The sequence below is a fragment of the Sulfurospirillum multivorans DSM 12446 genome (genome assembly GCF_000568815.1).
GTDB lineage: Bacteria > Campylobacterota > Campylobacteria > Campylobacterales > Sulfurospirillaceae > Sulfurospirillum > Sulfurospirillum multivorans.
Genome location: NZ_CP007201.1, coordinates 643,571 through 661,577, shown reverse-complemented (window position 1 = coordinate 661,577; position 18,007 = coordinate 643,571). Strand labels below are relative to the sequence as shown.

Below are 18,007 nucleotides of genomic sequence, written 5' to 3'. Positions count from 1 at the left end.
AGTCTATTTTTTGGGCAAAGAAGTGTATAAAAAAAGTTATTTAATTTTTTTAGCTTCGGGGGAATCAGGGTAATTCTCTTTAAGCGCTTTGTAAAAACCTTGTGCATCTTTGGTTTTTCCAAGCTTTTGAAAAGAAGTGCCTGTATGATAAAGAAGTGTTGGGGTATAAGCTGCTTTATCAAAAAGTGAAATACTTGATTTATAGTGTTCAATCGCTTTGGCATAAGACTTTTGATTGTATGCTATTTCGCCAAGTGTAAAATTGACTTTTGCAGGTTTATAATTACGATTTAAGAGTTCTGTATAGAGCGCTTGTGCTTCAGTATACGATTTTTTATCAAAATAATCATCCGCTTCTTTAATCAATGTCGCGCTATCTTTAGTGCTTAATTCTTTAGCAGAAATTGTTTTTGAAGGGGTCTCTTTTTTAGCGGGTTCAGGGGCAGTAGTCGTTTTAGAAGCGCTGCTCTTGTTACCTCTTACTTCATTGGCAAGCTGATCAAATTTATCTTTGGGTACATAATCTTTATTGATAGAATCAATCAGTGTTCCAAGTTCACCAACAACCACTTTGATTTTATCTTGATTTTCAGTTTGAATCTGACGACTCTCTTCAACATATTCTCTAAGTTTTTTATTTTCCTCTTCGAGCTGACGCATTTTTTCATCTTGTTTAGCAATTTTAGTTGCATAACTTTCCATAACTGAACGCATTCCCTCGTACTCTTCAGAGACATTACTCAGAGCTGTTTTATTATTGACAACGGTTTCATTAATGGTTGCTATTTTTTGACTGTTTTGAGGTTTCATATCAGTAACGCTAACAGTATTACTATAGGAGGTATTGCTAGTGCTGCTACTAGAATCGCTGGATCCAAAAGCTGAGGGTTCACTCGATAGCGCTGCCATAGGCAGCAACGCTATCGAAAATAGAAAAATCTGTTTTTTCATTCAAACAAAGATTATGGAAGAACTTTGAATTCTGCTCTTCTGTTTTTAGACCAACAATCTTTATTGTGCTCTGTGCATGCAGGATTGCTTTCGCCATAACTTACAACAGTTACTCTATCTGCAACCATACCTTTAGCAACTAGACCATCTTTAACACTTTTTGCTCTTTTAAGACCAAGTGCATAGTTGTATTCGTCTGTACCGAATTCGTCACAGTTACCTTCAACTTTGATTGAGAAGCTTTTTGCTTCTGCAGAGTTGAACAATGCAGCATTTGCATCGATATTTGCTTGTTGATCTTTTCTGACGGTGTATTTGTCAAAATCAAAATAGATTGTTTTAGAGTTAGCCTCTAAAGAAGCAATCAATTTTTGAAGAGCGCTCATACCATCATTTGTTGATGCACCTTTTGTGTCATTAGTTCCTTTAGTCATATCGACTTCTGGACTTTTTTGGCTACAACCTGTTAAAACCAAAACCGCTACCGCTAAGCTCGTTAAAGCTAATTTACCCATTATTAGATCCTTTTAAAAAGTTCAAATTTAAAAACTTCGGAATTATAGCACATTTTTTTTAAAAAACTACCAATCAATTGACTGAAGTTTACCAGTTTTGAGTTGAAAATGATACGTTTTGTTTGCATTGAGACGAATGATGCCCAAAGCACTCTGATTTCCAAACTGTTTAATGAACATAATGGTATCAGGATCTTTTGCAAAACGTGGATAAAGATTCTCACCTGTTGCTGTTAATTGTCTTAAATAATCTGTTTTCGTTGAAATCAAATAGAGATTAAAGGTGTTTCTTCCAAACTCGCTGTCCGCTTCTCTGCTTGAATAGACAATATAATTATCATACGTTGAAATAGAATTCTTATTCTTGCCATGATAAACCAGTTTTTCAAAACTTTTATCATAAATACCTTGTGCAAAAATATCGGGACTTCCTAAGCGATCAGAAACAAAGGCAATACGTTTATCATCATCAATAAAGTTACCATTAACATCAATACCTGAATAATCTGTAATTTTACTTATTTTTCGCGTTGAAATATCATAAATGTAAATATCGGTTTGATCTTTGGGGGCCATGGTTAAAAGAAGTTTAGTTCCATCTTTCGAAACATCGGAACATACAATCATACCTGGGCTTGAAATAATGCTTTTTCTGCCACCTGTTCTTAAATCATATCGATAAATTGTTGGCTCCGCACCACTGTACGAGGTATAATAAAAAGCACTTTGATCCGTATTTGCCCATTTAGGAAAGATATTAAGCCCCCCTGTTACAACTATCTTTGTATAGCTCAAGGTATAGTCAGAAATCACGATCTCACTCTTTTTAGCATTCGTATATCGAGAGAAGATAACCGATTGCTCCATCCATTTAACCGAAGGAGCCCCTACTTGGTCATTTACATCTACAACAATTTTGTGCGCTAAGAAAGGATTTCTCTTTTTATCCGTTATGCTATACACTTTCTCAAAGGTTGTCACACCCGTCTTTGCGTTAATCAATTTTACATTTGCTGTAGCAGCATTGATATCTTGCGTCAAACTAAAACGTAAGATCATATCTACTTTTTTATCGGAGAGAAAATTCTCTAACGGTCCACCTTCATAACTACTTTGCAAATAATCATCAAGAACATTAAAATGGCTACTCACACGTAGATCACCTGCTATAAGCTTAAAAAAACTTCTTCTTGACTCTAAATCAACATTTCTTGGGCTTGCATCTTGCACCGCAATTTTTGGAAGCACATCTATCTTTTTGACAATTTCTACGGTTGCGTCACCAGCATATGCAAACAGCGCTAAACATAAGAAAACAACGATTTTTTTAATCACGCTTTACTCCTTTATATCTTTAAATTCAACTGGCATCTCAAATAAGGATCCTTTTTCATATTTTGGAAATTCAACACTTTCCATGGCATGTAAGAACTCTTTGAGTTTTGTATTGAATTCATTATTATAAGACAACGAAGCTATTTTGTAACTAAAGACACCTTGGTCACTGACTTTAATTACAACCTTCGCAACATTGCCATTTTCTGTATCAACTGTCTTTTGCCAATTTTCTTCTAAAATTTCTTGAATTTTACCAATAAATGGATCATACTCACCACCTTTTTTGGTGTCCACTAAATGTTTTTGCTCTGAAAAATTCAAGGAGTTTGCAATTTTAGAGGCAACACTCTCACTCTTCTCTTTTGTCTCATCTTTATTTGGCTTAATACGTGTAGGTGCTGTTTGATCTTTTTTTTGTTCTTTGGCTTCCTTCGGAAGTTTAGACGTATTAATATCTTCAAAGAGGCCTCGGAGTGATTGGCTTTTTACTGCTTCTTTGGGGGAAGAGGCAACTTTTTTCTCTTCACTCTTTGGTTTGTCAATAGGTTTTTCAACGGGTTTTTGGACTTCTTCTTTTTTGCGTTCCTCTTTAAGCTTTTCTGAATCATTCTTCTTACGCTCAACCAAAGCAACATTCATAGGATCTTTTTGAGAAGTATAATTTTTAAGCGTATCTTTGTGCGAGCTTAAAACATAAGCAAGACAAAATAGCAAGCAGATGTAGAGAAGGATGGATAAAATCCATCCAAGAGAGGCGTATTTATTCACACTCGACACAGTATTTATCCATTCGTTTCTAAAGATACGTTCGTAAAACCAGCCTGTTTAATTGTTTTGAGTACAAACATAACGTCTTTATAAGAGAGGGCTTCATCAGCCTTGATATAGACAATACTTTTAAGAGGATATTTACTTTTTTGCATCATAAAACTATCAGGAAATTCGGCAAGCATAAAACTATCGTTTTTGATATAGACTTTTTTATCTTTGGTAACCCTAATCTCAAGCTCTGGAAGTTTGCTCACAACAGAGGATTTGCTACCATCAGGAAGTTTAATCACCTCTTCATAGACCAAGGCAGGCGTTGTAACCATTAAAATGGCCAGCAATACCAACATAATATCTACAAGTGGTGTAATGTTTAACTCAGGAACTTCGTCCAATTGACTCATCATGCGTTATCTCTTCGTGTCTCATTGGCTGAAAGTAAAATATCCACTTCTCTTTGTACATAAACAATCACTTCATACGCTTTTCTACGAAGAAACAGATTGGCACTGTAGGCAGGAATCGCGACAAAAATACCCGTAGCCGTTGCGACCAAGGCTTCACTAATGGCAGGTGCAATAACGCCCAATGATGCGCTACCTGATTGTCCTAAACCACTAAATGTCTCCAAAATAGAGACAACGGTTCCAAACAAACCAATAAAAGGTGCGGTTGAAGCGATAATGGAGAGCATCCATAAACCACTCGTTGCATTTTTTTCAGCAACATTTTTACACACATTTAAAAGTTTTTCAGAAGCCCCTGCTGTACTTGAACATTTTCGTAAAATTGAATCATCACGTACATTCTTTGAACCCATTAGCATAGACTCTAACGAATTTTTTTCAATGGAAAGCCAATATCCAAGATAAAAGTATCTACTAAAGAAAATACCACATGTAATGATAAAATAGGCAGATAGCCAGATTAAAATCACCCATGTAAAAAAGCCACTTCTTGCAAAATAATTCAAGAACAATTCAAAAGATGTCATAAGATTTAAAATTTCCTTGTTTTTGCAATGGACTCGATTTTTGCTGTAGCAATCGCAATAGCAATATCTGAATCACTAATACTCTCTAAAAGTGCTTTAGCAGCTTCTAATGATTTTGCAACTTCGCTTTCATTGGCTCCACCAATTGAGACTGCGCCATCGGCTAAAACTGTAACAGAGTTCTCATCGACTTTAACATGTCCCCAATTAATAGCGACAACATCATGATTTCCATCTTTTAGTTCAATATCAATGACACCTGCTTGTAAAAGCGTTACCAAGGAGGCGTGGTTTGGTAAAACACCAAACTCACCCTCTTTACCTGGAAGCGTAACACTTTTTACATCGTTGGCAAAAATTTGACCCGTTGGCGTCACAATTTCCAATTTTAATGTATTCATTTTTTAACCTTATCGCTTCTTAGCTTTTTAGTTTTGCAGCTTTCTCAATAACTTCTTCAATAGTTCCTACCATGTAGAACGCAGCTTCTGGTAAATCATCGTACTTACCATCAAGAATACCTTTAAAGCCAGCAATTGACTCTTCAAGCGTGACGTATTTTCCAGGACTTCCTGTAAATACCTCTGCAACGAAGAATGGTTGAGAAAGGAATCTTTCAATTTTACGAGCACGATCAACCGTAACTTTGTCTTCTTCACTAAGCTCGTCCATACCAAGAATCGCAATAATATCTTGAAGATCTTTGTATTTTTGAAGTACCGCTTGGACGCCACGAGAGACATTATAGTGATCCGCACCCAAAATTTCTGGATTAAGCATACGTGAACTTGAATCAAGAGGATCAACCGCTGGATAAATACCTTTTTCAGCAATCGCACGGTTAAGTACGGTTGTTGCATCTAAGTGAGCAAATACCGTTGCAGGAGCAGGGTCAGTTAAGTCATCCGCTGGTACGTAAACCGCTTGAACAGACGTAATAGAACCTTTTTTAGTTGATGTAATTCTCTCTTGGAATTTACCCATCTCACTGGCTAATGTTGGTTGATAACCAACTGCCGAAGGAATACGTCCAAGAAGTGCAGACATCTCAGCACCTGATTGAGAGAAACGGAAAATGTTATCAATAAACATCAATACATCCAGACCCATTTCATCACGGAAATACTCAGCCATGGTAAGACCTGTAAGTGCAATTCTATTTCTTGCTCCTGGTGGTTCACTCATTTGACCATAACATAAAGCAACTTTATCCAAGACGTTAGAGTCTTTCATCTCATGGTAAAGGTCATTTCCCTCACGTGTTCGCTCACCAACACCTGCAAATACAGAGTAACCGCTGTGTTTAAACGCAACGTTGTGAATGAGTTCCATAATAATAACGGTTTTACCAACGCCAGCACCACCGAAGAGTCCAACTTTACCACCTTTTGCATAAGGGGCAAGTAAGTCAACAACTTTGATACCTGTCTCAAAAATCTCAGATTTTGTACTTTGCTCTTCAAATTTTGGTGGTTCTCTGTGAATAGACCAAAGTGTTTTTCTTGAAACATCCGCACCTTGATCGATGACATCACCAATGACGTTAAAAATACGTCCTAGAACCTCTTCACCTACGGGAACTTGAATAGGATTGCCTAAAGCTTTAACACTGATTCCTCTTGTTAAACCTTCACTCATATCCATCGCAATTGTTCTTACACGGTTGTCGCCTAAATGTGCTGCTACTTCAAGAATCAAACGTTGCTTCTTGCCTTCTACTTCATAATTCACTTCAATCGCTTCATTGATTTTAGGAAGGTAGCCATTAAAATCGACGTCAACAACTGGACCCATAATCTGGCTAATTAATCCATTCATTGAATATTCTCCTTTTATTTTTTGCAAAACAGTTTATTTCATAGATTCTACACCACTGATAATCTCAATGAGCTCAGTAGTAATAGACTCTTGTCTAGCTTTATTGTAGGCCAATGTTAAAATGCCAACACGCTCTTTGGCATTGTTGGTTGCATTCTCCATCGCTTGCATTCTCGCACTGTGTTCAGCTGCGAGTGAATCAATGAGTGCATAATACATATTGTATTCAAAATATTTTTGCAACAATGAATCTAAAATCTCTTCGCCACTCTCATCAGGCTCTAATTCCATTAAGGAGCTTGTTTCGAGTGTTTCAAGAGGAGATTGTACCGGTACAACATCCACGATTTTCAACTCTTGCGAAATCATATTTTTATATCCATTATGGATCAAAATAACTTTGTCAGTTTTACCTTCAACAAAATCATCAATTGCACTTTGAATAATTTCTTGTGCTTTTTCATAACTTGGAGATGAGCTTACGCCTGCATAGGAGGTCAAAAGCTCAGTTCCTTGGAAATTGAAAAATGCCATACCTTTTCTTCCGACAGCACGAAGTCGAACGGTCACATTTTGTTTTCCATATTCAGATAAAAGGTTACGAACAGCTTTAATGGTTTGAATATTAAAACCACCACACAAACCTTTATCTGCGGTCACAAAAATGACATCAATTGTGCTGGGTGTCTCATTTTTATCAAAAAAACGACTCTCAACTGCACCGTTGGTGTACTGGTTGATTTTATAAGCAATCTCTGAGAGCACTTCGTTAATTTTAACGGCGTACACACGTGATTGCTTTGCAGCCATTTCGGCACGTTTTAACTTTGCAGTTGAAACCAGCTTCATAGCGCGTGTTGTTTTTTGAGTATTCTGAACACTCTTAATTTTTCTTTTTATCTCTTTAAGGTTTGCCATAGCTGATCCTTACTTGACTGCAAACGTCGCTTTAAACTCGCTCAATGCCTTATGTAATAGCTCTTCAAGCTCTTTATCAATCGCTTTTTTAGCTTTAAGTTGTTCAAAAATATCTGCATACTTTGCTTCAACATAAGAGTTAAGTTCCGCTTCAAAACGGCCTACTGATTTAACATCAATACTGTCTAAGTACCCTTTAGCACCTGCAAAAATAATCAAAATCTGTTTTTCAACAGGAATTGGTGCATAAGGAGGTTGTTTCAAGAGTTCAACCATACGTTGACCACGCTCTAATTGTTTACGGCTTGACTCATCAAGATCACTTGCAAATTGTGCAAATGCTTGAAGCTCACGGTATTGAGCAAGGTCAAGTCTCATCGTACCTGCAACTTGTTTGGTTGCTTTAATTTGTGCCGCACCACCAACACGTGAAACCGATAGACCCACGTTAATCGCAGGACGAATACCTGAGTTAAAGAGATCGGATTCCAAGAAGATCTGACCATCGGTAATAGAGATAACGTTGGTTGGAATATACGCAGATACGTCGCCTGCTTGTGTTTCAATGATTGGAAGAGCTGTCAAAGAACCAGCACCTAATTCATCATTAACTTTCGCTGCACGCTCAAGAAGTCTTGAGTGTAGATAAAAAACATCACCTGGGTATGCTTCACGACCCGGAGGACGTCTGAGAATCAATGACATCTCACGGTAAGCAACCGCATGTTTTGAAAGATCATCATACACGATTAACGCATGTTTGCCACTGTCTCTAAAAAACTCACCCATAGAAACACCTGCGTATGGAGCCAAGAATTGCATAGCAGCAGACTCACTTGCACCTGCATTAACGATGATTGTGTATTCCATAGCGCCGTGTTCTTCAAGTTTTTTAACGACTTGAGCAACGGTTGATTGTTTTTGACCAATCGCAACATAAATACATGTAACGTTTTGACCTTTTTGGTTAATGATGGTATCAAGGGCAATTGTTGTTTTACCTGTTTGTCTATCACCAATGATAAGCTCTCTTTGACCTCTACCAATTGGTACAAGTGCATCGATCGCTTTAATACCTGTTTGAAGGGGCTCATGAACGGATTTACGTGCCATAATACCATGTGCTTTTTCTTCAACGAAACGTGTTTCAGTGGCGTTAATCGGCCCTTTTGCATCAATAGGATCACCTAATGAGTTGACAACACGACCCACCAATGCTTCACCGACTGGAACACGAAGAAGTTTTGCTAATCTTTTAACAGAAGAGCCTTCTTTAATCTCATTACAACTACCAAGAACAACGATACCTACGCTTGATTCTTCAAGGTTAAGTGCCATGCCTCTCTCGCCATTTTCAAACTCAACCATTTCACCGGCCATAACGTTTTTCAAACCATAAACGTTTGCAACACCGTCAGCTACAGAGATAACTTTACCTGTCTCTTCGATATCTACATTGAGCTCAAAGTTTTCAATACGCTCTTTAATGATTGAACTGATTTCGTCAGCTTTCATTTTTGCTCCCACACATTACTCCTTAACTTTCTTTTATCTATTTATTATTAAATTGCTTTCAAGATATGCTCTGTTAATTGAGCTTTAAGACGCTCAACTGAGAAGCTTACTTCAACACCCAAATCATCTAACTCAACCTTAATACCCGGATAACTGTTTTCGTTCGCATTTAATTTAATCTTAGCATTAAACTTTTTACTGAAATTCTCTTCTAACATACTGACTTGTGCTTGACTCATTTTGAAGTTGGTCGCAACACTCCCTTCGTATGTATTGTTTTTTAAAGAGAGTTGGTATTTTAACTCTTTCGCAACAACCGAAATCAAGGTAAGACGATCGTTGTGACTCAGTAATTTGATGAAATTTTGAAATTTCGTATTTTTAGTTTCAACCAAAGAGAGAACTAATTCTTCTTTCGCTTTTGCAGAGACATCTGGAGAGAGAATAATGTTATGAAACTTCTCTATCGTTAAGGCCCCAACCAATTGAGTTAACAAACCATAAATCTCTGTTAATTCAGCATCATTACAGCTACTCATGAGCGCATTAACATATTTTTTTGCTATTGCTCCACTCATTATGCAACCTTCTTATTGACAATTTTAACGATTTCATCATTGTCTAAAGAGATAGAACCCTCTTTAAACATCTCATCTAAAACTTCACAGACAATAGCTCTTTGCATTTTACGACGCTCAATACTGACACGATCTTCAAAGGCTCTGCTCAAACTTTCGATTTCGACATCTGCGTCTTGTGCAACTTTATCAGCTAAAAGAAGTGCCTCTTTTTTAGCCGTTTCAACAATGACTCTTGCATTTGCTTTTGCCTCTTCGACTTTAGCAAGGGCAGTCTCTTTTTTGCTATTAGACTCTTTCAATTTAACTTGAATTGAATCTAACTTCGTTGCAATCTCGTTTTTACGCCCAACATACCACTGTTTTGCAGCATCTGCAACGTAGTAGTACATAATCGCAGCAAAGATTAAAAAGTTGACAGCTCTTGGAAAAATATCCGTCGATCCGCCACTTTCACCACCACTGGCTAAAAGTGCCATTGGAGCTAACAAGAGTAAAAAATAGTTTATTTTCATCCGTATACTCCTTAAATATGGCTCAGTTTAGCAGCAACACTCTCTTTGAAAAGAGGCATTTGTGCCAACAGACCATTTTTAAACTCATCCTTTTCTGACTCTAAAGCCTTCAAGAACGTTACGCTTTGAGCTTCAAGATCACTCTTTTTTTGCTCAACTCTTTTGCCCGCTTTCTCTTTTGCCTCATTCAGTGCAGCTTCTCTAATTTTCGCTGCTTCCATTTTGCCCTCAGACAAAATCGTTTCTACTTCTTGATAGTAGGCTACAACGTCACTGGCATTTTTCCCTGCATTTTCTAAATCACGATTAATAGAGTTATTTCTATTGTCGATAAACTCCAGAAGGGGTTTGTAAAGCGTTTTGTTAAGAAGTATTAACATCACTAAAAACACAGTTCCAGTCACCAGTAACAGTGCTGGGATAATATCCAACATATTTCTTGCTCCTTTAGCTCGAGATCAGACTCAATTTTTAAGATTTTTTTAGCACAAACAAGATTGCCGTATCAAAATTTTGCGCGAATTGTAACACAGCAAAGGAAAATAGTTTATTAAATGAACCGACGCAACCCGCTTTAAGACTTCAATTGCTCCAAAAAAGTATAAATTGCTTCACCGTTTTTAAAATGGATTGTGATGGTATTTGCTTTAGGTTTTGCCTCAAAGCCAAGCTCTTTCAGCCTGCTTGTAAGTGTTTGAAGCTCTTCAGGAATAGCCGAAACGGTCTTTTCTACTTTACCAGTTGACTCATCACTGCTTTTAAGCTTCTTTACCAACGCTTCGGTTTCACGCACACTCAGTTTTTGACCTAAAATGGTGTTGACGATCGTCTCTTCATCTTTGGGTTCAAGTCCTACCAAAACTTTTGCATGACCTTGAGAGAGAATACCTTCTGCAAGGTATTTTTTTGTTTGATCACTTAAGCTCAGTAACCGAATCGTGTTGGTGATTTGGGTTCGGCTTTTATGGATAATTTCAGAGAGTCCATCTTGGGTTATTTTATACTCTTCAATGAGTTCTTTATAGGCAATGGCAAGTTCGACGGGATTAAGGTCTTCTCTTTGAATATTTTCTATCAGCGCTAATTCACGTAGATTTTTTGATTCGATGTCTGCCACAATGGCTTTTATTTTTGTAAAGCCTGCTAGTTTGCTCGCACGTAAACGACGTTCACCTGCAAGAAGCATATAGCCATCATCTTTAGCAACCACAATGATCGGTTGCAATAAGCCATGACGCTTAATCGATTCGCTGAGTTCTTTTAAAGCAACTTCATTAAAATGCGTTCGTGGTTGGTAAGGATTTGGGGTAATACGCTCAATGGCAATGTCACGAACCAAATCTTTTGCTTGCTCAATATCTTGTTTGTATGCCTCTTCGACATCTTCGATAATCGCACTCAGTCCTCGTCCTAAAACCTTCTTTGCACTCATCACGTTAACTCACTAAAATCGAATTGGCAAGATTTTGATACGCTTTAGAACCAGGCGATTCTACATCGTATAAAATAATCGGTTTGCCAAAACTTGGGGATTCTGCCAGTTTGATATTGCGAGGAATGACCACATACGAAGCACTCTCTTTATCCACAAACAGTTTGCTTTTAAAATGCTCTTTAAGGTCTGCAAAAACTTGTTTTGAGAGGTTGTTTTGGGTGCTGTACATGGTCGGTAAAAAGCCTTTAATTTCTAGTGTCGGGTTAATCGTTTTTTTAATCAGTTTGACGGTATTGAGTAACTGCGCCAAACCTTCCAATGCAAAAAATTCGCACTGAATCGGGATAATTACAGAGTTTGCAGCGCTGAGTGCATTGATTGTAATGCTTCCAAGTGCTGGAGGTGAATCGATGATAATGTAATCGTATTGATCTTTAATCTCTTCAATTTTCGTTTTCAAAATAAGCTCGCGACCCTTGGTATTGTTATCATAAAACTCTTTTTCAACTCCTACAAGTCCAATATTCGATGGCGCTACATGTAAGGTTGAAAGTGACGTCTCAAGAATGACTTGCGAAAGACGTTTTCTGCCGATAAGCACGTGATAGATGTTGTACTCATAGTCGCTTCTGTGAAAACCAAGACCGGTTGTCGCATTGGCTTGAGGGTCAATATCGATCAATAACACGCGCTTTTCAGCAACTGCTAAGGAGGCAGCCAAATTGATAGCAGTGGTTGTCTTACCAACACCGCCCTTTTGATTTGCTATCGCTATAATCTCACTCATCGTAAACTGTACACCTTTTTATTTTCTAGCTCTATAGAGCCATCATCACACAATACCGCGTCACGTAACGAGACCAATTTGCCATCTAAATGGAAAGAAAAGTTTCGATTTTGGTCAAATTCTATCTTATATTTACTAAAAACTTTCTTCCACGATATTTTTTCTTCAACCTTAGCAATTAAATCTTCGGCTAAAGCTTTGGGTGTAATGATAATATCTAAAGTCCCGAAATTTTCAGGTGCGCTACAAAGATTCAGTCCAATTGAACCTACAATCGTAACACTCGTTTTGGTGGTGATCATTCCTCCAATTTTTTTCGTATCACAGTAAAAATCATTGGGCCATTTAAGCCATACACACGAGCCTTTATCTTCTAAAATCTGCTTCACTAAAGCAGAAAAATAGATCGAAACAGAGGCTAATGGCAAATCGAGCGGTAACTGTTTCTCTTCGACACAAAATGAAAAAAAGAGATTTCCCGCTTCGCCAACCCAAGCGTTACCACGACTGCCCACCCCATTGGTTTGTGTCGTAGCACCGATGGCACATGGTGCAAAAAGTGTACCTTCGCGAAGCGAGGTGATGAGATATTGATGTGTGGACTCTAAAGAATCAAACCAGTGTATCACCAATGTTAAGCCTTTTTCCACGAATATAATCCACAGCGCTCATCGCATTTTTGGAGATCGGCTGAAGGGTTTTAAGCAGCAGTGAACCCTTTTTACATGTAAGTATAATTCCTTCAGGGTTTATCGCCTGAAGGACGCCACCAAGAGCATTTTCTTTCTCATTACTGCATTCAAGTTCTAGTAGTTTTATACCCGATTCCAAGAAAAGTCCCGGCCAAGGAGAGAGTGCTTTAAAGCGTGTCACAATCGCTTGAGCACTGTGATCAAACGAGACCAAACCATCCTCTTTTTTAATCTTTTTACAATGACTTGCATTAGCACTGATTTGGGTTAAAGGCGAGATGGAATGAAAATTTTCAAGAGTCACAACGGTCAATTTTGCCGCCAGTGTGGCAAGGGCATCAAACAAAAGTGTCGAAGTGTGTTTTGGTTCAATTTTAAGGTATGAAAATCCAAGCATTGCGCCCGTATCAAGCCCCTCTTCCATCAGCATTGAGGTCACACCCGCGTAGGTTTCGTTGGCTAAAAGTGTGGATTGAATCGGGCTTGCTCCTCGGTATTTTGGAAGGAGTGAAGCGTGAAGGTTGATACAAGGCGCAATATCAAGGATTGCTTTAGGCAAAAGCTGACCGTATGCCGCCACTACGATAAAATCAGGCTTTAACGCAGCAATTTTGGCGTGAGCTTCATCTCCTCGCAACGATTTTGGCTGATAAATTTCTACATGTAAATCGTGTTCAAGGAGCCATGCTTTAATGTGCGGAGGAGTCAATACCTGTTTTCGTCCTACGGGTTTGTCTTCTTGGGTTATCAAAAGCACCACATCGATGTCAGAATGTTGAAGCAATGCTTCTAAAATTGTCGTAGCATACGAAGGGGTACCCATAAAAACAATGCGCATTTTAATCCTTACATGTAAAGAGTGTTCCGCCTTTATGAACGCCCTCTAACATATAACTTTTCACATCGCTTAAATCAAAGCCACTCGCGATAAACATCGATTTTTTGCGCTCCAACAAAAAGTCTGCCGCTTTGAGTTTGGTCACGATGCCGCCCGTTGCAAAGGCAAAATTGGCTGATTTTTCAACTTCCAATTCGGAAGGATCAATCGCATGAACAATCTTGCGCATCGTCGCATCGGCATGTTTGTGAGGGTCTTTGTCATAATAGCCGTCAATGTCGGAGAGCAAGATCAAAAGGTCTGCTCCAAAATAGTATGCAACCCGTGAAGAAAGTTGATCGTTATCACCAAAAACAAGCTCTTCCGTTGCCGTCGCATCGTTTTCATTGATAATGGGAAGAATACCATTTTCAAGCAAAGTGTCAATCGTACATTTAGCATGGTAACAACGTTTTCGTGAGTCAAAATCATCGGCTGTTAAGAGCAGTTGTGCGCCACTTTTACCAAATTTTTCAAGTTTTTTATTGTAGATCGCCATCAATTGGGGTTGACCCACAGCGGCGATTGCTTGGCGATTGTGCAGTAATTTTTTATCCAATTTCAAGATGGAATAACCAGCTGCCACGGCTCCCGAAGAGACCAAAATGACTTCATGTTTTTCCATCAGTGCGACTAAAAATTCCACCAAATTTAAAATGCGCTCTTTACATAAACGGTTTTGCTCGCTTAGGACGTGCGTGCCAACCTTAACGACTACTCTTCTCATCACGAACCTTTGTTATAACATCGGATAGGGCATACTTGATCGGATCAACGTTGATTTTAGAGACAGAAGAGAGTGGCATCACAAAAAATGGCAATGCACGCTCTCTCTCATGAACATCTTGACCATACGAATGCAAGTCTTCCCTCGTTTTATATTTGTGCGTAAATTCATTGGCTTCAAGCCCTAAAAGTCTTAAAAATTGGTCCACTTTTTCATTGATCTCATCAGAGCTTAATGTGTCACAACGTGTCAGTGCGATCGCATAATCACGGTGTGCTAATTTTTCAGAAAACGTGCGAAGCTCTTGTTGAAGCGTGTAATATTGCTCTTTAAGATCACGGTAATTGGCAAGATCAATCATGAAAAGTAAAAATTTAGTACGCTCAATGTGGCGCAAGAACTCAATCCCTAGCCCTTTGCCTTCACTAGCTCCTCCAATAATACCTGGAATGTCCGCCATAACGTACGAGCGGTAATCATCGGTGACCACCACACCTAGTTTTGGTGTAATCGTGGTAAATTCATAGTTTGCAATTTCAGGTTGCGCATTGGAGACAACCGAAATCAGCGTTGATTTTCCCACATTTGGGAAACCTACAAGCCCAACATCGGCGATCAATTTAAGTTCAAGCTTAATCTCTTTGGTAAGCCCAGGACGCCCAGGTTGAGCAAATTCAGGTCGTTGATTGGTTGAACTTTTAAAGTGTGTATTGCCAAGACCGCCCATACCGCCTTCTAAAAAAAGCTTTTTCTCGCTGTCATCGACAAGATCTAAAAGAACCTCTTTCGTTTCTGCATCTAAAACTTGCGTTCCAGGAGGAACCGTTACGACCAAATGTTCGCCCATTTTACCGTACATCTTTTTTCCCATACCTGCTTCACCATTTTTGGCTTTAAGGTGTTGGTTGTTTCGAAAATGGGAGAGGGTGTGGGTATTGTTATCCACTTCAAAATAGACATTGCCTCCGCGTCCTCCATCTCCACCATCAGGACCACCTTGGATAACATGCTTTTCTCTACGGAAAGAGACGGAACCTGGGCCTCCTTTTCCGGAGCTGAGTGTGAGTGCTACATTGTCTATAAACATCGTAAAAACCTTTTAATATAAAGAGTAATAATACCTTTAATCATTACATGTAAACGTATAATCATTAGAGGTATTTTTGTTTTGAGGGAAAAAAAGAGGGTGGAGAAAACTCCACCTTTACATTATAAGCTTGCGGGGATAACAGAAACTTTGTTTCTAATTTTATCTTTACGTTGGAATTGTACAAAACCATCGATTAATGCGTAGATCGTGTGATCAACACCGATGCCTACGTTATTTCCTACATGTACTTTTGTTCCACGTTGACGAATAATAATATTGCCTGCGCGTACAAATTCACCACCAAATTTTTTAACACCCAGTCTACGTCCAGCTGAGTCTCTATTATTCTGGGTACTTCCCTGACCTTTCTTGTGAGCCATTGGTTACTCCTAATCTTTATCTTTTGTAACGTTTGTGGGTTAAGCTTTAATGCTTACAACTTTTACTCTAGTGTATTGTCTTCTAAAACCACGTTTGACTTTAGAGTCTTTACGTCTACGTTTTTTGAAAGTAATAACTTTTTTGTCTTTGCCTTCAGTAACAACTTCAAGTTCTACTGTAGCACCATTGACGAATGGGGCACCCACTGTAAGTTCGCCATTGTTCACAGCTAAAACTTCCGTCACTACGATTTTCTCTTTTGGCTGAGCGTCAAGTCTATCGACATTTAAGTAGTCGCCTTCTTGAACTTTATACTGCTTCCCGCCATTTTTTATAATTGCATACATGCGTATGTCCTTCTTGGGAGAGATTTATTTTGAGGTTTGGATTGTACCTAAACCTTCTTTAAGGTAATATTAAAGTAAAAGGTCTTTAAGCCTAAAGGAGTCTTTCCAAAAGGCTTAAATCGCTTAAAATCTCCCTAGAGAACCATATCGGTGTAGTATTCAATCTGTGCTTTTTTCAAGATACGAATAAAGTTGGTACTTCCCTCAACACCTGCTGGATAACCTGCTGTGACGATGTAGGTTTTTTCTTTATCAATCAAACCTCGCTCAATGCCCTTTTGAAGCGTTTTGCCCAGCATCATGTTGAGATTACTGGCTTCAATGTTCATGATCGGTTTAATGCCCCATGCAATGGTTAAAGAGCGTGCAACGCGTTCATCATGCGTAACGGCATAAATGTCTGCTTTAATGCGGTACCTCGCTAATTTTTTAGCCGATTTTCCTGAACTGGTAAGTGAAATCATCGCTTCAACACCTAGACGATCCGCAAGACGCGCGGTGGATGAAGAGATAATATCGGTCTCATCCAAGAAGGGATAAACCTCGAATTTACTATACGGATAGATCGCTTCAATCTCTTTAATCGTATTGGACATAACCTCAACAACATGGATTGGATTGACCCCAATCGCACTCTCTTCTGAGAGCATCACCGCGTCCGTTCCATCCAACACAGCATTCGCAACGTCACTGATCTCAGCTCTGGTTGCCATCTCTTTTTCTGCCATGGAAAGAAGCATTTGCGTCGCCGTAATAACGGGCTTAGATGCCGCGTTGGCTTTGGCAATCAATCTTTTTTGGATGCTTGGAACTTTGTAGTACGGGACTTCAATACCAAGGTCTCCTCGTGCTACCATGATGCCATCACTGACTTCTAAAATCTCATCAATTTTTTCAACCGCATCAAATTTTTCGATTTTGGCAAAAATATGCGCACGGGATTTATGCTCTTTAAGAATTTTTCGTGCTTGTAAAATATCTTTGGCACTTTGGACAAAAGAGACAGCCACAAAATCGACGTCATTCTCTGCACCCCAGCGAAGATCTGCTTCATCTTTAGGCGTAATAACTTCGATGTTAATGACCGTATTGGGAAAGTTCACCCCTTTGTTGGAAGAGAGTTTGCCACTGTTTTCCACTTGGGTTACAATCTTATCGCCTATTTCAATCACTTTCGCGCGAATATTGCCATCGTAAAGGTAGATATACTCGCCCTCTTTAAGCATATCTAAAATCTGCGGTTGGTTAATGCAGAGTTCATATTTTCCTTCTTCAAGTTTTTTACCAACAATTTGCTCTTTCGTGAAATGGATGTGATCCCCTGGCTCAAGATAAAAGTCATCTTCGAGTTTTCCTACACGAATCTTTGGCCCGCAAATATCTTGTAAAACACCCACTTTTTTCTGAACATTTTTTTCCGCTTCTCTGATTTTGGCAAGTGTACTTGCATGGTACTCATGGGTTCCATGGCTAAAATTGAGTCGAAATACGTTCACACCTGCTCGAATTAACCCCTCTAAAATCTCTACACTATCACTTGCTGGTCCAACGGTTGCTAGGATTTTTGTCTTTTTATCCATCTCTGTTTCCTTTTTTATAATGAGTTCTATTATATCACTTTAGTGTTACAAAATTATATCATAAGCCTTACATGTAAGCTTTAAAAAGATGCTGAAGTTTTACACATTTTGTCACATTGCATCATCCTATAAACGTCTGTGGATCGGCTTTATTCTATTTTAAGAAAGGTGCTTTTTTTGC

23 protein-coding genes are annotated in these 18,007 nt (G+C 38.7%); 1 reads left to right on the top strand and 22 read right to left on the bottom strand.

From position 1 onward, the window contains the following. Nucleotides 1-36 precede the first annotated feature (36 nt). Nucleotides 37-909 carry a tetratricopeptide repeat protein gene (locus tag SMUL_RS03465; RefSeq protein WP_407701806.1) on the bottom strand — a complete coding sequence of 291 codons (873 nt, stop codon included), beginning with the start codon at nt 907-909 and terminating at the stop codon, nt 37-39. Between SMUL_RS03465 and SMUL_RS17625 the strand changes: the two genes are divergently transcribed. Continuing rightward, complete coding sequence (locus SMUL_RS17625) at nt 851-979, top strand: hypothetical protein (protein WP_280938049.1); 129 nt, start codon at nt 851-853, stop codon at nt 977-979. The genes SMUL_RS03465 and SMUL_RS17625 overlap by 59 nt on opposite strands. On the opposite strand, the gene SMUL_RS03460 is transcribed toward SMUL_RS17625, so the two are convergent. The 21 genes from SMUL_RS03460 to pyk all read right to left on the bottom strand — a co-directional run bounded on the left by SMUL_RS03460 (nt 963) and on the right by pyk (nt 17,826). After that, complete coding sequence (locus SMUL_RS03460) at nt 963-1,466, bottom strand: OmpA family protein (protein WP_025343870.1); 504 nt, start codon at nt 1,464-1,466, stop codon at nt 963-965. The two genes, SMUL_RS17625 and SMUL_RS03460, sit on opposite strands and share 17 nt — an antisense overlap. A gap of 66 nt (nt 1,467-1,532) precedes the next feature. Beyond that, a complete protein-coding gene (gene tolB, locus SMUL_RS03455; RefSeq protein WP_025343869.1) occupies nt 1,533-2,798 on the bottom strand; it encodes a Tol-Pal system protein TolB in 1,266 nt (421 codons plus the stop codon). 6 nt (nt 2,799-2,804) lie between these two features. Next, complete coding sequence (locus SMUL_RS03450) at nt 2,805-3,443, bottom strand: TonB C-terminal domain-containing protein (RefSeq protein WP_223809756.1); 639 nt, start codon at nt 3,441-3,443, stop codon at nt 2,805-2,807. A gap of 143 nt (nt 3,444-3,586) precedes the next feature. Continuing rightward, the gene (locus SMUL_RS03445; RefSeq protein WP_038532965.1) at nt 3,587-3,979 is read right to left on the bottom strand and encodes an ExbD/TolR family protein; all 393 of its coding nucleotides are present in this window, start codon (nt 3,977-3,979) and stop codon (nt 3,587-3,589) included. Then, the gene (locus SMUL_RS03440) at nt 3,976-4,566 is read right to left on the bottom strand and encodes a MotA/TolQ/ExbB proton channel family protein (protein WP_025343866.1); all 591 of its coding nucleotides are present in this window, start codon (nt 4,564-4,566) and stop codon (nt 3,976-3,978) included. Before SMUL_RS03440 ends, SMUL_RS03445 begins: the two co-directional genes overlap by 4 nt. Nucleotides 4,567-4,571: 5 nt before the next feature. After that, nucleotides 4,572-4,967: an ATP synthase F1 subunit epsilon gene (gene atpC, locus SMUL_RS03435; protein WP_025343865.1), complete on the bottom strand. Its 396-nt coding sequence runs from the start codon at nt 4,965-4,967 to the stop codon at nt 4,572-4,574. Between the two features lie 19 nt (nt 4,968-4,986). After that, the gene (atpD, locus tag SMUL_RS03430; RefSeq protein ID WP_025343864.1) at nt 4,987-6,384 is read right to left on the bottom strand and encodes a F0F1 ATP synthase subunit beta; all 1,398 of its coding nucleotides are present in this window, start codon (nt 6,382-6,384) and stop codon (nt 4,987-4,989) included. A gap of 33 nt (nt 6,385-6,417) precedes the next feature. Beyond that, nucleotides 6,418-7,302 carry an ATP synthase F1 subunit gamma gene (gene atpG / locus SMUL_RS03425; RefSeq protein ID WP_025343863.1) on the bottom strand — a complete coding sequence of 295 codons (885 nt, stop codon included), beginning with the start codon at nt 7,300-7,302 and terminating at the stop codon, nt 6,418-6,420. A 9-nt stretch (nt 7,303-7,311) separates the two neighbouring features. Beyond that, nucleotides 7,312-8,817, bottom strand: coding sequence for a F0F1 ATP synthase subunit alpha (gene atpA, locus SMUL_RS03420; protein WP_038533780.1), 1,506 nt, complete (start codon nt 8,815-8,817; stop codon nt 7,312-7,314). A gap of 47 nt (nt 8,818-8,864) precedes the next feature. Next, on the bottom strand, nt 8,865-9,395 hold the full coding sequence (locus tag SMUL_RS03415; protein WP_025343861.1) for a F0F1 ATP synthase subunit delta: 531 nt from the start codon (nt 9,393-9,395) through the stop codon (nt 8,865-8,867). After that, nucleotides 9,395-9,910: a F0F1 ATP synthase subunit B gene (locus SMUL_RS03410; RefSeq protein WP_025343860.1), complete on the bottom strand. Its 516-nt coding sequence runs from the start codon at nt 9,908-9,910 to the stop codon at nt 9,395-9,397. The genes SMUL_RS03415 and SMUL_RS03410 overlap by 1 nt, the downstream gene beginning before the upstream one ends. 11 nt (nt 9,911-9,921) lie before the next feature. After that, entirely contained in the window at nt 9,922-10,344 is a 423-nt protein-coding gene (locus SMUL_RS03405) for a FoF1 ATP synthase subunit B' (RefSeq protein WP_025343859.1), read from the bottom strand. 140 nt (nt 10,345-10,484) lie between these two features. Then, nucleotides 10,485-11,342, bottom strand: coding sequence for a ParB/RepB/Spo0J family partition protein (locus SMUL_RS03400; RefSeq protein WP_025343858.1), 858 nt, complete (start codon nt 11,340-11,342; stop codon nt 10,485-10,487). 4 nt (nt 11,343-11,346) lie between these two features. Next, a complete protein-coding gene (locus SMUL_RS03395) occupies nt 11,347-12,132 on the bottom strand; it encodes a ParA family protein (protein ID WP_025343857.1) in 786 nt (261 codons plus the stop codon). Further along, entirely contained in the window at nt 12,129-12,782 is a 654-nt protein-coding gene (locus SMUL_RS03390) for a biotin--[acetyl-CoA-carboxylase] ligase (RefSeq protein ID WP_025343856.1), read from the bottom strand. The genes SMUL_RS03395 and SMUL_RS03390 overlap by 4 nt, the downstream gene beginning before the upstream one ends. Continuing rightward, entirely contained in the window at nt 12,745-13,662 is a 918-nt protein-coding gene (gene fmt, locus SMUL_RS03385; RefSeq protein WP_038532960.1) for a methionyl-tRNA formyltransferase, read from the bottom strand. Before fmt ends, SMUL_RS03390 begins: the two co-directional genes overlap by 38 nt. Before the next feature lies 1 nt (nt 13,663). Then, a complete protein-coding gene (gene proB / locus SMUL_RS03380; protein WP_025343854.1) occupies nt 13,664-14,428 on the bottom strand; it encodes a glutamate 5-kinase in 765 nt (254 codons plus the stop codon). Then, nucleotides 14,409-15,515 carry a GTPase ObgE gene (gene obgE / locus SMUL_RS03375; RefSeq protein WP_025343853.1) on the bottom strand — a complete coding sequence of 369 codons (1,107 nt, stop codon included), beginning with the start codon at nt 15,513-15,515 and terminating at the stop codon, nt 14,409-14,411. Before obgE ends, proB begins: the two co-directional genes overlap by 20 nt. Before the next feature lie 122 nt (nt 15,516-15,637). Beyond that, on the bottom strand, nt 15,638-15,898 hold the full coding sequence (gene rpmA / locus SMUL_RS03370) for a 50S ribosomal protein L27 (RefSeq protein ID WP_025343852.1): 261 nt from the start codon (nt 15,896-15,898) through the stop codon (nt 15,638-15,640). A gap of 39 nt (nt 15,899-15,937) precedes the next feature. Beyond that, nucleotides 15,938-16,246, bottom strand: coding sequence for a 50S ribosomal protein L21 (gene rplU / locus SMUL_RS03365; RefSeq protein WP_025343851.1), 309 nt, complete (start codon nt 16,244-16,246; stop codon nt 15,938-15,940). Between the two features lie 134 nt (nt 16,247-16,380). Next, on the bottom strand, nt 16,381-17,826 hold the full coding sequence (gene pyk / locus SMUL_RS03360; RefSeq protein ID WP_025343850.1) for a pyruvate kinase: 1,446 nt from the start codon (nt 17,824-17,826) through the stop codon (nt 16,381-16,383). Between the last annotated feature and the right edge of the window lie 181 nt (nt 17,827-18,007).